The organism is Naumannella halotolerans (genome assembly GCF_004364645.1).
Lineage (GTDB): Bacteria > Actinomycetota > Actinomycetes > Propionibacteriales > Propionibacteriaceae > Naumannella > Naumannella halotolerans.
On the sequence record NZ_SOAW01000002.1, the window covers coordinates 142436 to 158013 of the forward strand.

The 15578-nt window shown below is 68.4% G+C and carries 14 protein-coding genes; 6 read left to right on the plus strand and 8 right to left on the minus strand.

All coding sequences use genetic code 11. The annotated features are described in order from the left end of the window. Positions 1-6: 6 nt before the first annotated feature. From fabG to CLV29_RS11805, 4 genes are all read right to left on the minus strand, one after another. A complete protein-coding gene (fabG, locus tag CLV29_RS11790) occupies positions 7-777 on the minus strand; it encodes a 3-oxoacyl-ACP reductase FabG (protein ID WP_133755293.1) in 771 nt (256 codons plus the stop codon). 54 nt (positions 778-831) lie between these two features. Then, positions 832-1458, minus strand: a complete 627-nt coding sequence (locus CLV29_RS11795; RefSeq protein ID WP_133755294.1) for a hypothetical protein — start codon at positions 1456-1458, stop codon at positions 832-834. Positions 1459-2069: 611 nt separating this feature from the next. After that, the gene (locus CLV29_RS11800; RefSeq protein ID WP_133755295.1) at positions 2070-2948 is read right to left on the minus strand and encodes a M56 family metallopeptidase; all 879 of its coding nucleotides are present in this window, start codon (positions 2946-2948) and stop codon (positions 2070-2072) included. An 8-nt stretch (positions 2949-2956) separates the two neighbouring features. Continuing rightward, a complete protein-coding gene (locus CLV29_RS11805) occupies positions 2957-3400 on the minus strand; it encodes a BlaI/MecI/CopY family transcriptional regulator (protein ID WP_243831910.1) in 444 nt (147 codons plus the stop codon). Positions 3401-3621: 221 nt separating this feature from the next. Between CLV29_RS11805 and CLV29_RS11810 the strand changes: the two genes are divergently transcribed. Continuing rightward, entirely contained in the window at positions 3622-4179 is a 558-nt protein-coding gene (locus CLV29_RS11810; protein ID WP_133755296.1) for an HdeD family acid-resistance protein, read from the plus strand. 46 nt (positions 4180-4225) lie between these two features. Here CLV29_RS11810 and CLV29_RS11815 read toward each other — a convergent pair whose 3' ends face one another. Continuing rightward, positions 4226-4543: a hypothetical protein gene (locus tag CLV29_RS11815; RefSeq protein WP_133755297.1), complete on the minus strand. Its 318-nt coding sequence runs from the start codon at positions 4541-4543 to the stop codon at positions 4226-4228. Then, positions 4540-5031: an RNA-dependent RNA polymerase family protein gene (locus CLV29_RS11820; protein WP_133755298.1), complete on the minus strand. Its 492-nt coding sequence runs from the start codon at positions 5029-5031 to the stop codon at positions 4540-4542. The genes CLV29_RS11815 and CLV29_RS11820 overlap by 4 nt, the downstream gene beginning before the upstream one ends. Positions 5032-5464: 433 nt before the next feature. Between CLV29_RS11820 and CLV29_RS11825 the strand changes: the two genes are divergently transcribed. From CLV29_RS11825 to CLV29_RS11840, 4 genes are read left to right on the plus strand one after another with little or no spacing between them, the layout of a single operon-like run. After that, on the plus strand, positions 5465-6928 hold the full coding sequence (locus CLV29_RS11825; protein WP_133755299.1) for a cytochrome ubiquinol oxidase subunit I: 1464 nt from the start codon (positions 5465-5467) through the stop codon (positions 6926-6928). A gap of 16 nt (positions 6929-6944) precedes the next feature. Beyond that, positions 6945-7952 carry a cytochrome d ubiquinol oxidase subunit II gene (cydB, locus tag CLV29_RS11830; RefSeq protein ID WP_133755300.1) on the plus strand — a complete coding sequence of 336 codons (1008 nt, stop codon included), beginning with the start codon at positions 6945-6947 and terminating at the stop codon, positions 7950-7952. Positions 7953-7983: 31 nt separating this feature from the next. After that, positions 7984-11502, plus strand: coding sequence for a thiol reductant ABC exporter subunit CydD (gene cydD / locus CLV29_RS11835; RefSeq protein WP_166649252.1), 3519 nt, complete (start codon positions 7984-7986; stop codon positions 11500-11502). Further along, complete coding sequence (locus CLV29_RS11840) at positions 11480-11758, plus strand: HU family DNA-binding protein (RefSeq protein ID WP_133755302.1); 279 nt, start codon at positions 11480-11482, stop codon at positions 11756-11758. The genes cydD and CLV29_RS11840 overlap by 23 nt, the downstream gene beginning before the upstream one ends. 91 nt (positions 11759-11849) lie before the next feature. Here CLV29_RS11840 and CLV29_RS11845 read toward each other — a convergent pair whose 3' ends face one another. Next, positions 11850-12500 carry a pyridoxamine 5'-phosphate oxidase family protein gene (locus tag CLV29_RS11845; protein ID WP_133755303.1) on the minus strand — a complete coding sequence of 217 codons (651 nt, stop codon included), beginning with the start codon at positions 12498-12500 and terminating at the stop codon, positions 11850-11852. 104 nt (positions 12501-12604) lie between these two features. Here CLV29_RS11845 and CLV29_RS11850 point away from each other — a divergent pair, with 104 nt between their 5' ends. Continuing rightward, entirely contained in the window at positions 12605-14101 is a 1497-nt protein-coding gene (locus CLV29_RS11850) for a mannitol dehydrogenase family protein (RefSeq protein ID WP_243831911.1), read from the plus strand. A gap of 20 nt (positions 14102-14121) precedes the next feature. Here the strand turns inward: CLV29_RS11850 and xylB are convergent, their stop codons facing one another. Next, positions 14122-15510 carry a xylulokinase gene (xylB, locus tag CLV29_RS11855; RefSeq protein WP_243831912.1) on the minus strand — a complete coding sequence of 463 codons (1389 nt, stop codon included), beginning with the start codon at positions 15508-15510 and terminating at the stop codon, positions 14122-14124. Positions 15511-15578: the final 68 nt, after the last annotated feature.

A 15578-nucleotide genomic window follows, 5' to 3' on the forward strand; every position in this document is an offset into this window, starting at 1 on the left:
GACAGCTCAGTCCTGGGGTCCGCCGGCGACGTAGATCACCTGTCCGCTGACGAAACCGGCCTCGTCGCTGGCGAGGAAGGAGGCGGTGGCTGCGATGTCCTCGGGTTTGCCCGGACGGGCAACCGGGATCTGCGAGATCGCGGCCGCGATGAAGTCCTCATAGGGCACCCGCATCCGCTCGGCGGTCTGCTTGGTCATCTCGGTCTCGATCAGGCCGGGCGCGATCGCATTCGCGGTCACCCCGAACTTGCCCAGCTCGATCGCCAACGTCTTGGTGAAGCCCTGCATACCGGCCTTGGCCGCGGAGTAGTTGACCTGGCCCCGGTTGCCCAGCGCCGAGGTCGAGGACAGGTTGATCACCCGCCCGAACCTGTTCTCCACCATGTACTTCTGTGCCTCCCGGGTGGTGAGGAAGGCGCCCCGCAGGTGCACGGCCATCACCGTGTCCCAGTCGGCGACCGACATCTTGAAGATCAGGTTGTCCCGCAGCAGACCGGCGTTGTTCACCACGATCACCGGGCCCCCGACCTCCTCGGCGACCTTGGCCACCGCGTCGACCACCTGCTGTTCCTCGGAGACGTCGACCCCGTAGGCCTTCGCGACCCCACCGTCGCGCTCGATCTCGGCCACCGTGTCCGCGGCGGCGTCGGTAGTCAGGTCGAAGATGGCGACCGCATTGCCATCGGCGGCCAGCCGCTTGGCGACGGCCGCTCCGATACCGCGGGCGCCGCCGGTGACGATGGCGACGCGGGAGTGCTCATTGGCTTCGTTGCTCATGACACCGCAGCTTATCGAACGCTCAGTGAGGCTCGGGGTACGGTCGCGGCACGGTCATCCCCGGCCGGATCCGCCGGCCGGAGGCGGGCGCAGGCCGGTGTCCTTGAGTTCCAGCAGGGCAAGCTCGCGGATCACCTTCCCGTCCCCCTCACGCCAGGCCCGCGCCGGGTCGGCGCTGATGGCCGCCAGCCGTGGCATCGGCTGGTTCGCCATCGCCCGCAGGGCGAACAGGTCGAGGTCGCCGGCACTGTCGATGAAGGCCTGGGAAGCCGTTGCCCGGCGGACGAAGCGCCACCGTCGGCTGAGCCAGAAGCTGCCGACGATCAGGATCGGGGTCAGCGCGACCACCCAGCCGAGCAGACCGGCGAGGGTCTCCACCGCCCGGATCAGGTCGGTTCCCGCATCGGCGATGCTGGTCCCGGCCTGCGCCGCCTCGTTGAACGGCTGGGCCACCCGGTCCTCCAGGATCGGCAGGTCGTCCACCGACGCCCCGGCCCCCAGCATTCGGTCCCGGAAACCCTCACCCGCACTCTGCAACTGCCGTCCCGGTGCCGCCAGCTCCATGGTCGCCCGGTGCACGGCGAACCCGATCCAGACCCAGACCAACACCCAGACCAGCATCGCCAGATCTGCCAGCACCTGCCGGATCCGGCGCGGGGTGTAATCGGCATACAGCTTCACAGACGCTTCTCCAGACCGGCCGCGCCACATGGAACCCCCATGTCGGCCAAGGCCTGCCGCTCACCCTACGCAGCCGGTCGGCAGCTGCGCGCTCGAAGCTCAGCCGAGCAGCACCGGTACGTGCAGCCGGCTGCGTACCCGATCCACCACGTGGTCGCGGTCGGTGACCTCGATCTACCGCCAGGGCTCACCTGCCCGTTCCCCGGTACGCAGCAGCGCATCGGCGCGGCGGCAGTGCTGGTGGAACGACTGATCGGGCACCATCCGGCCGCGGACCAGTTGTCCGAGCACCGCCTGGTCGGCGGGGGTGTCCAGGTAGACCAGATCTGTTCAGGATCCAGGACCAGTGCATCGGGTTCCAACGCGGTCAACTCCCGCAGCGCGGTCGACTTGCCCGCACCGGGGAGTCCGCCGAGGACGACCACCGGCGACTTGTCTCGCGCAACACCTTCCATGTCTCCATCATCCGCACCGAGCTAAGCCCGGCCTGTGCAGGGACTGTCTGCGGTCGATGGCACCACCGGTAGTCGACACATGCCGAACATGCATGACGAAACCAACTGACGAGCACAGGTGACCGAGGCGTCCGCCTGGGGGCGGACAGCTTCCGCTCAGGCGACGGCGGCACCGAGACCGAGGACCACCACCGGGGAGAGCACCAGCGCGGCAGCCAGGGCGTAGACGGCTGCTGCCAGCAGTACCGGTTTCTGCCCGTCGTCCTGCAGTCGGCGTACCCGGCGCAGCACCTGCCCGCCGGCGCCCAGGGTGTGTTCGGGTACGCGGGTGCCGGCCATGGCCACCAGGGCCCGGGCCAGGCTGGTCGCACCGACCTGTTTGCGGGCCACATCATCGGCCAGCATCTCGACCAGTTCGCGACTCTCGCTGAGCGCGATGTCGCTGCGTACCCAATGCGGGAAGGCCTTGTGCACGGCAGTGAAGAAGTCCAGCACCACGTCGTGGCGGGCGCGTAGATGTGCCCGCTCGTGGGCCAGCACCGCGGCCACCTCGTCCGACGCCAGGGTGTCCAGGGTTCCCTGGCTGAGGACCACCCGGGAGTCCCAGATGCCGGGCAGGCAGTAGGCGACCGGCACGGCCTGGGCGAGCACCCGCAGCCCGCCCTCGGCGCTGGCCTGGGCCACCAGGTCGACCGCGGTCCGGTGCCGGGCACGACGGCGCCCGGTCTCCCGGGCGACGCTGATCACCGACCAGGTGAGCCGGAGTACCACGTTCAGCGAGAACAGCCCGAACAGCGCCAGGGCCACGAGCAGGACCGGACTCTGCGGCGGCGTGCGGATCAACTCCACGACGATCCACGCGCCGGCACTGATGATCGCGATCAGTGCGGTGACCGTACCTGCCTGCCAGAGCACCGTCGCCGCCCGCGGTACGCGTTGCAGAAAGCTCCACCGGCGTACCCATTGCGGTCCCGGTAGCACCAGCACCAGGGCCAGGACGGCAAGCAGCGGCCCCACCCAGTCCTCCAGTCGCATACTGCGCCTCAGACGGATTCGTGCGGCGGCCCACTGGAGCGGTTGGCCTCCACCGCAGCCAGGGCCTCCAGGAGCAGGGCTGCCTCGTCGGGGCTGACCCGATCGGCGAAGGCCACCAACGCTGCCGTGCGCTCCTGGACGTCCTCACCCAGTGCGGTGTCCATGATCTCGGCAGCGAGTTCGTCGCGGCCGGTGGCCGACCGGTAACGCCAGGCGCGGCCGTCGCGCTCACGGTCGACGAGTTGCTTCTTGGCCAGCCGATCGAGCACGGTCATCACCGTGGTGTAGGCGATGTCGCGGTTCTCGCTGAGCGCGGTGTAGACATCACGCACCGTCAGCGCCTGATCGGCCGACCACAGCTGATCCATGATCACCCGCTCGAGCTCACCCATGCCGCGGGTACGCGCGGCGCCGGAGCCCCCCGATTTCTTCGCGTGCGATGTCTCTGTCATGGTGCCGGTGAGTGTAGTCCACGCCGCCGCGGCACGGTCGGACGAGTGAGCCCTCTCACACCGCAAGACAGCCCGACGAGGATACGACCAAATACGCCGCGTGGCGACGAGTCACCAAGCATCGGGCCGCGGGAGTTCGGCTCGCACGGTACTGGCCGCCCCGGGTGCGGCGAACGTAGACTGGACGTGCACCAAACGGACAATTGAATCGAGTGATCATCATGTCAACCTCCCCCCTCCCTCGGATCGCCTCGGGTATGCGGACCTTCCTGCTCGTCGCCGGTATCGTCACCGCGATCGTCGGTCTGCTGATCCTGATCTGGCCAGCCAAGACCGCTGCGGTCGGTACGGCCATCGTCGCCGTCTATGCCATCCTCACCGGCCTGGTCTACATCGCGATGGGAATCCGGCTGGGTGCGATGAAGACCTGGCTCCGCGTGCTGAACGTACTGCTCGGCCTGTTGTTCGTGGTCGCCGGGATCGTCGCCTTCAGCAATCTCGCCGAGACCACGGTCTTCCTCGCCATCTTCGTCGCGGTCTTCATCGGCATCACCTGGATCGTCGAGGGTGTGGTCGCACTGACCACGATGTCCGCCGGCTCCCGTGGCTGGACCATCTTTTTCGGCATCGTCAGCATCCTGGCCGGCATCTCGTTGCTCTTCTCGCCGATGATGATCGCCTTCCTCTGGCTGCTGGTCGGTGCGGCAGCCCTGGCGATCGGCATCGTGCAGATCATTCGCGCGATCCAGCTCGGGCGGGCCGACAAGGCGCTGAGCTGAGCCGAGCACGGCGGGGCCGTACCCGGTGACTCAGCCCTTCGGGGTTTCAGCCCTCCGGGTCGGTTCCCCCGGCCGGTGTGCCGCGGTTGTCGCCGAAGTCGATCCGGGCGTAGTCGGCCCAGAACCGTTCCGCGCGCCGCGGATCGGTTGCGGCCAACCAGGCGATCCGTCCCCGCAGGTGGGCGGCGAAATCGGGATGGCCCTCCCGATTCGCCGCCCGGGGACCGTTCATCCGGGCGTCATGCAGCACCGCCCGCAACCGGTCGCGGTACTGCCGCGGCGGCCGCAGCAGCTGATTGGTCACCAATCCGGTGACCTGCTGGCGAACCCCTGAGCGTTGCACCCGGGTCTTCGCCGGGTTCACCGTGAACCCTTCCTCGGCAACGATCCGGCTGACCCCGGCAACCAGGCAGGTACGGCGCAGCGAGCACCGGAGAACGTCAGGTCGTCGACATAACGGGTGTAGACCAGGCCGGACCGTTCGGCGTAGCCTGCCAGCCGGCGATCCAGCCGGAAACAGGCCAGGTTCGCCAGTGCGGGGGCAGTCGGCGAACCCTGCGGCAGATGTGCGGCCCGCAACAGGGCCCGCAGTCGGTACCGCGCAGTGCTGTCCCCGCCGGCCGGCATTGCCCGCAGCACCGCTCCCGGCACCCGATGGGTGCTCAGACCGGTCAGCGCCCGGACGACCGGCTCGGGGTAGCCGAGTTGGGCGAAGATCCCACCGACCCGGATCACACCGGTCGAGCCGGCGTCGGAGGCTGCGATCTCCAACCGGATCGGATGCCACTGCTCGGCCCCGAGCAGGGCCCAGGCAATCGCCCGGGCCCGGGGATCGACCCGCTCGCCACTCATCGGCCGACCGGGGACGATGTGGCGACGGCCGGCGACCAGTCCTTGCTCGGCGGGTGCTCTGCTGCGCGCAGCGCAGTCCGGCACCTGCGGTCCTGCTGCTGGGTGATCCTGCTGTCGCCCGGAGGGAACCTCGGGCGCCGATCCGACCCCGGAGACCTGCCCCGGCGTCGATCGATGTCTCGCTGCCGCCGCCACATCCGGTTCAGCCTAACCAGCCGGGCCGACCACCGGAACACCTCCGGCAGTGAATCGGAGCAGTTCACCCCGAATCGCAGTTGCGGCGGCAACGGATGGGCCAGACTGGTCCGGAAAGGCCATCGACGGCCTTCGCCCGAGCCGCGGGCACTGGGGCCGGAGGCTGCGCGATCGGTGCCGATTCTCCGGCTCGAACCCTCGAATAGGTTGCTACGACGATGAGTAGTAGGTTGTGCCCATGACCGTGGAAACGCTGGCTCGGTGGCAGTTTGCGATCACAACTGTCTACCACTTCTTCTTCGTGCCGCTGACGATCGGCCTGAGCGGCCTGGTCGCCGTGATGCAGACGATCTGGCTGCGTACCCAGAGTGATCGCTGGCTGCAGATGACCAAGTTCTTCGGCCGGCTGATGCTGATCAACTTCGCCATGGGCGTGGTCACCGGCATCGTCCAGGAGTTCCAGTTCGGCATGAACTGGTCGGAGTACTCCCGCTTCGTCGGCGACATCTTCGGCGCCCCGCTGGCGCTGGAGGCGTTGGTCGCCTTCTTCCTGGAATCCACCTTCCTCGGTCTGTGGATCTTCGGCTGGGACCGGCTGCCCCGGAAGATCCACCTGATGTGCATCTGGCTGGTGGCGATCGGCACCACCCTGTCGGCCTACTTCATCCTGGCCGCCAACTCCTTCATGCAGAACCCGGTCGGGTTCACCTTCAACGAGGCCCGCGGACGCGCCGAGCTGACCGACATCGTCGCCGTCCTGACCAACCCGGTCACCGTGGTCACCTTCCCCCACCAGATCTTCGCCTGCTACATGACCGCCGGCGCCTTCGTCGCCGCGGTCGCCGGTTTCTGGATGGTCCGCGATGCCCGGCGGGCCCGCCTGGAATCGCTCAGCGACGCCGATCGGGCGAAGGTCGAGGCGAACAGCCGGGCCTTCCTCTCGGCGATGCGGATCGGCGCGATCACGATGATGATCGCCGGTATCGGGGTGATCATCAGCGGAGACTTCCAGGGCAAGGTGATGACCGATGTGCAGCCGATGAAGATGGCGGCGGCCGAGGCGCTGTACAACACCGAGCAGCCCGCGCCGTTCTCGATCTTCACCATCGGCACCCTGGACGGCAGCGCTCCCCTGTTCTCGGTGGAGGTGCCGTACCTGCTGAGCTTCCTCGCCACCGGTTCGTTCACCGGCGAGGTGCAGGGCATCTACCAGCTGCAGGCCGCCTACGAGGCGACCTGGGGTCCGGGTACGTACTCGCCGAACATCCCGCTGGCCTACTGGACCTTCCGCCTGATGATGGGCCTGGGTATCGCCGCCCTGGCGATCGGCGCGGTGATGCTCTGGGTGACTCGCAAGGGCGGGTTGCCGGACTGGCTAACCCATCTGCCGCGGTTCTGCCTCGGAGTGATGATCGCGCTGCCGTTGCTGCCGCTGTTCGCCAACTCCTTCGGCTGGATCTTCACCGAGACCGGGCGCCAACCCTGGGTGGTGTTCGGCCTGCTGCCGACCGCGGCCGGTGTCTCGCCGGCGACCTCGCTGGTCGACGTCTGGATCTCGCTGATCTCCTTCACCGCCATCTACGGCATCCTGGCCGTGATCGAGGTACGTCTGCTGCTGCTCTACATCAAGAAGGGACTGCTCCCCGAACAGGCTCCACCGGAGGAGGTCGACGACGACGCGCCGTTGACCTTCGCCTACTGAGGACGGGAGAGGAATCATGGATCTCGCATTTGTCTGGTTCATCCTGCTCGCGGTCCTGTGGACCGGCTACTTCGTGCTCGAGGGTTTCGACTTCGGCGTCGGTGTGCTGCTCAAGCCGCTGGCGAAGAACGAGAAGGAACGCCGGGTGATGATCAACACCATCGGACCGGTCTGGGACGGCAACGAGGTCTGGTTGCTGACCGCCGGTGGTGCCACCTTCGCCGCCTTCCCGGAGTGGTACGCCACCATGTTCAGCGGCTTCTACCTGCCGCTGCTGGTGATCCTGCTGGCCCTGATCCTGCGCGGCGTGGCCTTCGAGTACCGGCACAAGCGCAGCGACGGCAACTGGCAGCGCAATTGGGAACGCTGCATCATCATCGGTTCGTTCGTACCGGCCCTGCTGTGGGGCGTCGCCTTCGCCAACCTGGTCCAAGGGGTGCCGATCGGGGCGGACCGGAACTTCACCGGCAGTGTGCTCGACTTGCTCAGCCCGTACACCCTGCTGGGCGGCCTGCTGACCCTGGGCGTCTTCGTCACCCACGGTGCAGTGTTCCTGTCGCTGAAGACCCTGGGCGACCTGCGCCACCGCGCGCGTACCTTCGCGGTACGCACCGGCCTGGTCACCGCGGTGATCGCGGTCGCCTTCATCGTCTGGACCGCGGTGGCCTACTCCTCGACCGTGTGGACCTGGATCGTCGGTGGGATCGTCGCAGTGGCGTTCCTGGCCGGGCTGGCGGCTGTCGCCCGCGGCCGGGAGGGCTGGGCGTTCCTCTTCGACTCGGTGGCCATCGCCGCCTTCGTCGCGATGCTGTTCGTCACCTTGTTCCCCAATGTGATGGTCTCCTCGCTCAACCCCGAGTGGAACCTGACCATCGCCAACGCCTCGGCCACCCCCTACACACTGCAGATCATGTCGATCGCCGCACTGGTGATGACCCCTGTGGTGATCGCCTACCAGGCGTGGACATACTGGGTGTTCCGGCGCCGGCTGGGCACCCAGCACATGCCTGCCACCGATCACTGAGATACGAGTCACTGACTTACGAGGAATGCCGATGGCAGGACCTGTCGACCCACGACTGCTGCGTCGCAGTCGACCCACCAGGAGCTACATCGGCGCCCTCGTCGGGCTGGGCGTGGCGCAGTCCCTGGTCACGATCGGGCAGGCCTGGTTGCTGGCGGTCGGGATCTCCGGGATGGTCGCCGGCGGACCCTGGCAGCTCTTCGGTTGGCAATTGCTGGGGGTCGCCGGAGGGTTCGCGGTCCGGGCACTGATCGCGGCCGGGCAGCAATGGGCGGGTCATCGGGCCTCGGCGGCGGTGAAGTCGCAGCTGCGCCACGACCTGCTGGCCGCCCGGTTGCAGCGGCCGTTCGACGCCGACACCAATGGCGGGAAGCTGATCACGGTGGTCACCGAGGGGGTGGAGGCACTCGACGGGTGGTTCTCCGGTTACCTGCCGCAATTGGTGCTGGCGGTGGTCGTACCGCTCACCTTGTTGGTGGCGATCGGCTGGGCGGATCCGATCTCCATGGGGATCATGATCGTCACCTTGCCGCTGATCCCGATCTTCATGATCCTCATCGGTCTGGTCACCAAGGCCAGGATGGATGCCCGGTGGCGGTCGGATTCACGGCTGGCCCACCACTTCGCCGATCTGTTGTCGGGCCTGACGACCCTGCAGATCTTCGGCCGTGCCCGCGGTCAGCTGACCGGTCTGCAACGGGTCGAACAACAGCACCGGCGAGCCACCATGCAGGTTCTGCGAATCGCCCTGATCTCGGCCCTGGTGCTGGAGGTGCTGGCCACCTTGTCGGTGGCCTTGGTCGCGGTCAGCATCGGTCTGCGGGTGGTGGAGGTCGAGATGTCGCTGCTGTTCGGCCTGTTCGTGCTGGTCCTGGCGCCCGAGGCCTACCTGCCGCTGCGGCAGGTGGGGGCCCGCTACCACGATGCCGCCGACGGTATGGCCGCCGCCGAGGACGCCTTCGCCCTGATCGACGCCGATGCCGATGCCCCGTCCGGACGGGAGAAGGTCGATCTGGCCACGAGCACGATCGAACTGGACCGGGCCTCGTTGTCCCCGGCCCCGGGGGTACGACCGGTGATCAGCGGATTGTCGATGATCATCGGTCCCGGATCGGTGGTCGGGATCGCCGGTCCCAGCGGGGTGGGCAAGTCGACCCTGGTCCGTACCCTGCTCGGCCAGGCGCCGCCGGTCTCCGGCCGCTTGCTGATCGGCGGGGTGGAGATCACCGAGGTGGACCGGGACGACCTGTGGCGACAGATCGCCTGGGTGGAGCAGAACCCGGGGTTGCTGCCCGGGACCATCGCCGAGAACGTCGCCGTGGGCTGCCCCGGCGCCCCTGCCGGGCGGGTACGGGCAGCGCTGCGCCGCGCATCGGCCGGATTCGGCGATGCGGCCACGGGCGGATCGGTGGCGACCGGGTTGCACCCCGACCGGATGATCGCCGACGACGGCAGTGGACTGTCGGCCGGTGAGGTCCGCCGGATCGCCCTGGCCCGGGCGTTGTTGAAGATCGATTGCGGTGGCGCCAAGCTGCTGCTGCTGGACGAGCCGACCGCCGGCCTGGACGCGACGACCGAGGCCGATGTGGTGGCCGAGCTGGCGGCGCTCGGAGTGACCGTGGCGATGGTCAGTCACCGCAGCGCCGCCCTGCAGGTCACCGACGAGGTGATCGAGCTGCACGGCGCCGAGGTCCCGGCCGGCGCAGACCCCGCGTCCGACAGCGGCTCTGCCCCGGTCATCGCGGCGACTTCGACGGCGAAGGTCAGCGACGCCGTGCCGGTCGGGAAGACCGACGCCACGGGGGCCGGTGACGCCCTCGGCACGGCCGCAGCGGCCGGTGGCCATCCGCGGGACCGCGCCCCGCAGGACCGGGCCGAGGAGACCCCGGGTGAGCAGACCTCGCTGACCCGCCTGGCCGATCGGATGTGGCTCAACGGCGGCTGGCAGCGACGGCTGCTCTGGGTGGGTACGACCCTGCTCGGCACGGCCGCCGCAGGCTCGGCCGTGGCCCTGCTCGGGGTGTCGGGATGGCTGCTCGCCCGGGCCTCGGAGCACCCTCCGGTGCTGTTCTTGATGGTGGCCGTGGTGGGTGTCCGGTTCTTCGGTCTGGGCCGCGGAGTGTTCCGTTATGCCGAGCGACTCGCCGGTCATCATCTCGGACTTCGAGACCAGTCCGAGCTGCGGATACGTACCTACGACGCCCTCTCCGCAGCCCCCGCCGCCGGTCGGCGGCAGGGGGAACTGGTGGACCGGGTGGTCGCCGATGTGGCCACCTCCGCCGACCGGATCCTGCGCTTCCGATTGCCGCTGGCGGTGGCCGCCGCGGTGAGCGTCGCCGTGGTCGTCTTCCTGGCCTGGTCCGCCCCCTTGGTCGCTCTGGTCTTCGCCCTCTATGCGGTGGTCGCCGGCTGGTGGGTGCCCCGTCTGGCGGTCCGCCTCTCGCGGCGCCAGGACAGCACCATCGGAGCCCTGCGTGGTGACCTGGCCGAGGTGGCGTGGCGGATCCACCGCAATGCCCCGATGCTGGCCACCCATGCCGCAGCCGGCCGGGAGCTGCAGCTGCTGGATGCTGCCGATGCCCAGCTGGTGGCTGCCGAGCGTCGCGCTGCCACCGCGCGGGCGTTCAGCTCCTTGGGTCAGCTGCTGTGCCTGGCGATCGCCTGGCCGCTGCTGGTGATCACCGCGGGGATGGCGGCGCAGAGCGGCCAGTGGGGGTCGATCATGATCGCCGCCGTGGCTCTGCTGCCCCTGGGGATGCATGAGGTGTTCCTCCCGCTGACCGAGACCCGGCAGGCCGGAATCCGTTCTGGTGCAGCATTTCAGCGGGTTTCCCAGGTCATCTCCGAGGCGAATGCGCAACCACCGGTCAGCCCCGTACCGGCACTCGACCGGGTCGGTGTGGAGACCTCCGGGCTGGTTCTGCAGCGGGGTTCGCTACCGCCTGTTGATCTTGATCTGCGCAGCGGCGACCGGGTGGTCCTGGTCGGCCCCTCGGGGATCGGCAAGAGCACCCTGTTGGCCACCCTGCTCGGGCAGTTGCCGCCGGCCTCGGGTTCGGTCCGGGTGGGCGGCAAGATCAGCTGCCTCAGCCAGGATGCGCACATCTTCGACACCACGGTGGAGGAGAACCTGCGGATCGGTGATCCGCGGGCCGGTGCCGACCGGCTGCGACAGACCCTGGTCGAGGCCGGTGCCCCCGGTTTGGAGCTCGACCGTCGGGTGGGTGAGCACGGCAGCCGGATCTCCGGCGGGGAGTCGCGCCGGCTTGCCTTCGCCCGGGTGCTCGCCGCCTGCCCGGAGGTGCTGTTGCTGGACGAGCCGACCGAGCACCTGGACGTACCCACGGCCACCGCACTGCTGCGTGACGTGGATGCCTCACTGCCCCGGGCGGCGATGTTGGTGGTCAGCCACCAACCGGACCTGATTCTGGCGACATGGGGAGCTTCTGCGCGCGTCATCGACGTGACAGAACCGGATTGGCAGCTACAGTGGCAGGCGTCCGGTTTCCCATCGACAAAGGAATCTCATGACCAAGAAGGAACTCGTTGACGCGATCGCCAAGGGTGCGGATCTGACCCAGGCCGATGCTGACAAGGCGTTGAGCGCAGTGGTGGACGCGATCTCGGGTGCACTCACCAAGGGTGACAAGGTGGCCGTTCCCGGCTTCGGTACTTTCGAGGTACGCGAGCAGGCCGCCCGCTCGGGTCGCAACCCGCAGACCGGCGAGACCATCCAGATCGCCGCTTCGAAGCGCGCCGCCTTCAAGCCGGCCACCCAGCTGAAGAACGCCGTTTCCGGCAAGTGATCCGCGTGAAACGCGCCCATCGGATCGATGGGCGCGTTTCGCATGTTCCCGCGGGACCCGGTCGATCGTGACCACCCGCGGAAGACGATGATCAGTTACGGGTTCCGCGCAGACGTCGGACCGAGTCCGGGAGTGGTTGGTCGACCCGGTCCGGCTCCGGCACCGGATCACCCCAGACCTCCTGCAGCGGAACCACTCCCCGCCATGCCTCGGGGTCACGATCGGCCGCACCGGCACCACCGCTCCTGATCTTCACGATCCAGTTGCCGTCGATGATCGGCATCCGCAGGGTGAGGGTCGCCGCCAGCTCCTTGCGGGTCATGTCGACCACCTCCGCCGGACGTCCGGGCAGCAGCCGCTCGGACAAGCTGATCAAGGCATCCCACTGCTCCTCCTCCGGCACCGGTTCCAGCTGCCCGCGGACCACCGCCGACCGGTAGTTCGCCGAATGGTCGAACAACGAGTCGGCCACCACGATCGCGTCCAGACTGGCCACGGTGAAGGCTGCCGGTGCGCCGGCGGCGACCTGCCGGAAGGCCCCGGCTCCGGTCGATCCGTGCAACAGCAGGTGATCACCGTCGCGGGCGTACAGGGTCGGTACGGCCCAGGGCAGGCCGTCGACCACCGTGCTCAAGGTGCCGATCAGCATCGCGTCGAGTACCGCGTCCAGATCGGCGCGCGCATCATGGGCCCGGTCGGGTTTGCGGTGCAGACGCAGCAGATCGTCGGCAGACATGGTCATGTGCCCAGTGAACCCCATCGCTGCTGCCGCGGCGAGGGATTTCGTCGGGTCGGGCCGCGCCACCCGATGGTGCAGCAGCGGCCACCCGGCGTACCGTAGGGAAGGTGTCGAACGATGCCAATGCCGCCGCCCACCTGTCCAACGCCGCCCTGGGCGCTCTGCCCGAGGAGGTGGCCCGTCCGACCTACGACCGATCGTCGGTCACCCCGGGTGTGATGCACTTCGGCGTCGGCAACTTCCACCGGTCCCACCAGGCCATGTACATCGACGCCCTGATGAACCAGGGCAAGGCGCTGGACTGGGGGATCTGCGGTGTCGGGGTGATGCCCCGTGATGCGCAGATGCGGGACGCGCTGAGCCACAGCGACCACCTCTACACCCTGGTGCTGAAGCACCCCGATGGCAGCCGCGACGTCCGGGTGATCGGCTCGATCGTCGACTTCCTCTACGCACCCGACGACCCGGAGAAGGTGATCGAACAGCTCGCCTCACCGCAGATCCGGATCGTCTCCCTGACCGTCACCGAGGGTGGTTACAACTTCGACCCGAGCACCGGGGAGTTCCGGTTGGACAATCCGGCGATCGCCGCCGACCTGGAGGGGAAGGCTGCGCCGACCACCGCCTTCGGACTGATCGTGGCCGGGTTGAAGCGTCGTCGCGAACGCGGGATCGAGCCGTTCACGATCATGAGCTGCGACAACATCCAGGGCAACGGCGAGATGGCGCACAAGTCGTTCACCGCCTACGCCAAGGCTGACGACCCGGAGTTCGCCCAGTGGCTGGAGACCCACGTCTCCTTCCCCAACTCGATGGTCGACCGGATCACGCCGGTCACCACCGATGAGGATCGGGCCGAGGTGGCCGAACTGCTCGGCGGGGTCACCGACGACTGGCCGGTGGTCGCCGAACCGTTCACCCAGTGGGCCCTGGAGGATTCCTTCCCCGACGGTCGGCCGCCGTTGGAGGACGTCGGTGTGCAGGTGGTCGAGGATGTCGAACCGTACGAGTTGATGAAGCTCCGATTGCTGAATGCCAGCCACCAGGGCATCGCCTACTTCGGTTGGCTGCTGGGGTATCGCCTGGTCGACGAGGCCGCCTCGGACGAGCTGTTGGCCCGGTATCTGCGTGCCTACATGGATTCCGAAGCGACACCCACCCTGCAACCTGTCCCGGGTGTTGATCTTGACCAGTACAAGGACACCTTGATCGAACGGTTCACCAATTCCGAGGTACGCGACACCGTGGCGCGACTCGCCGCCGAGTCCTCGGACCGGATCCCGAAGTGGTTGGTGCCGGTGATCAAGGAGAACCTCGCAGCCGATCGCCCGGTGGAGTTGTCGGCGGCGATGGTCGCCTCTTGGGCACGCTACGACGAGGGTGTCGATGAACAGGGCGAGCCGATCGAGATCGTTGATCAACTGGCCGACGAGCTGAAGGCATTGGCCCAGCAGCAGGCCGATGATCGACTGGCGTTCGTGAAGAACACCAAGCTGTTCGGTGATCTTGCCGCCGACGAGCGCTTCACCAAGCCCTATGTCTGGGCGCTGGATTCCCTGCGGGACAACGGCGCCCGGAAGACCCTGGAGTTGCTGGTCGGCTGACCTCCCGGTCGGGGAGGGTGTCAGGTCCAGTCCTCGGTGAGGTCGCGGACCTGCCGGTAGGCCTGCAGGACCTCCGGGGTCGCCTGGGCGGTGTGGGTCTCCGAATCCGGCTGCGGCCACTGCGGCGGCTCGGCCTTGCCGGACAACGCCCAGGCAGCTTGGCGAGCCGCCCCGCGCGCCACGTACTCACCATCGGCGGGCAGCGACACCGACATCCCCAGCACCGCCGGTGCGATCTCCTTCACCGCCGGTGAACGAGTGGCGCCGCCGATCATCATCACCGAGGTGGTCGGCCTAGCCGTCAACCGGTCCAGTGCCTGGATCTCGTCGGCGACCGAGCACAGCATCGCCTCGAAGGCCGCCCGGGCGATGTCCTCGGGGGTGGTGGCGGTGGTCAGGCCGTGCAGCGTTCCGCGGGCGTTCGGCCGGTTCGGCGTCCGTTCCCCGTCGAGGTAGGGCAGCAGCACCGTACCGTTCGCACCCGCCGGGGCGGCCAGCGCCAGCTCGGCCAGGCGATCGTTGTCGACACCGAGCAAGCGGCGGGCGAACTGCAGGATCCGGGCACAGTTCAGCGTCACCGAGATCGGCAGCCAGCGACCGGTCGCATCGGCGAATCCGGCGACCATTCCGGTCGGGTCGGCCACCGGGGCCTCGGCGACCGTGCTGGCGACCCCGGAGGTGCCGAGCGAGACCAGCACCTGTCCCGGTTGCAGGTCCAGGCCGAGCGCGGCAGCGGCGTTGTCCCCCATGCCGGCACCCAGGATCACTCCCGCCGCGGTCTCCCCCGCCGCGGCCTCCGGGGCCACGATCTCGGGCAGCCTCGGCACCTTGCCCAATGCCATCTCCACCAGCTCGGTGTCCCAGCCGTCGAGCTGCGGGGAGAAGTAGCCGGTGCCGGAGGCCTCGGAGCGGTCGGTGACGAGGCGGCGGGAATCGGCCTGCAGCTTCCAGGTCAGGTAGTCGTGGGGGAGCAGTACGGTTGCGGTCCGCTGCGCGTTCTCCGGCTCGTTCTCGGCCAGCCAGCGCAGTTTCGTGGAAGTGATCGACGGTACGAGCACACTGCCGGTCCGGCGCGCCGATTCCTCCGGCCCGCCCAGCTCGGCGATCAGCTCGGCGGCCTGTGGGGCCGAACGGGTGTCGTTCCACAGCAGCGCGGGGCGTACCACCCGGTCCTCGGCGTCCAGACAGACCATGCCGTGCTGCTGACCGCCGATCGCGACCGCCTTGACCCGGCTGAGCTGCGGCGCTGCCGCCTCGGCGAAGGCCTTGTCCCAGGCGGACGGGTCGACCTCGGTGCCGTCGGGATGCGCCACCTGCTGCAGATCGACGATCGTTCCGTCGGCGGCATCGACCACCAGCGCCTTGCAGGACTGGGTGGAGGAATCGACACCCAATACGAGATCGGTCACGGTCCGCCTTTCCGTCGCCATCCTCCACCGTGGAGGCACGACTTTACGGTCGGCCACTCTACGGGCGG

What these genes read in the sequence shown, in the direction of transcription:
- CLV29_RS11840 (WP_133755302.1), top strand. Translation starts at nt 11,480, where the DNA reads ATGACCAAGAAGGAACTCGTTGACGCGATCGCCAAGGGTGCGGATCTG.
- CLV29_RS11820 (WP_133755298.1), bottom strand. Translation starts at nt 5,031, where the DNA reads ATGAGTGGCGAGCGGGTCGATCCCCGGGCCCGGGCGATTGCCTGGGCC.
- CLV29_RS11805 (WP_243831910.1), bottom strand. Translation starts at nt 3,400, where the DNA reads ATGACAGAGACATCGCACGCGAAGAAATCGGGGGGCTCCGGCGCCGCG.
- fabG (WP_133755293.1), bottom strand. Translation starts at nt 777, where the DNA reads ATGAGCAACGAAGCCAATGAGCACTCCCGCGTCGCCATCGTCACCGGC.
- CLV29_RS11800 (WP_133755295.1), bottom strand. Translation starts at nt 2,948, where the DNA reads ATGCGACTGGAGGACTGGGTGGGGCCGCTGCTTGCCGTCCTGGCCCTG.
- CLV29_RS11825 (WP_133755299.1), top strand. Translation starts at nt 5,465, where the DNA reads ATGACCGTGGAAACGCTGGCTCGGTGGCAGTTTGCGATCACAACTGTC.
- CLV29_RS11845 (WP_133755303.1), bottom strand. Translation starts at nt 12,500, where the DNA reads ATGACCATGTCTGCCGACGATCTGCTGCGTCTGCACCGCAAACCCGAC.
- cydB (WP_133755300.1), top strand. Translation starts at nt 6,945, where the DNA reads ATGGATCTCGCATTTGTCTGGTTCATCCTGCTCGCGGTCCTGTGGACC.
- CLV29_RS11810 (WP_133755296.1), top strand. Translation starts at nt 3,622, where the DNA reads ATGTCAACCTCCCCCCTCCCTCGGATCGCCTCGGGTATGCGGACCTTC.
- cydD (WP_166649252.1), top strand. Translation starts at nt 7,984, where the DNA reads ATGGCAGGACCTGTCGACCCACGACTGCTGCGTCGCAGTCGACCCACC.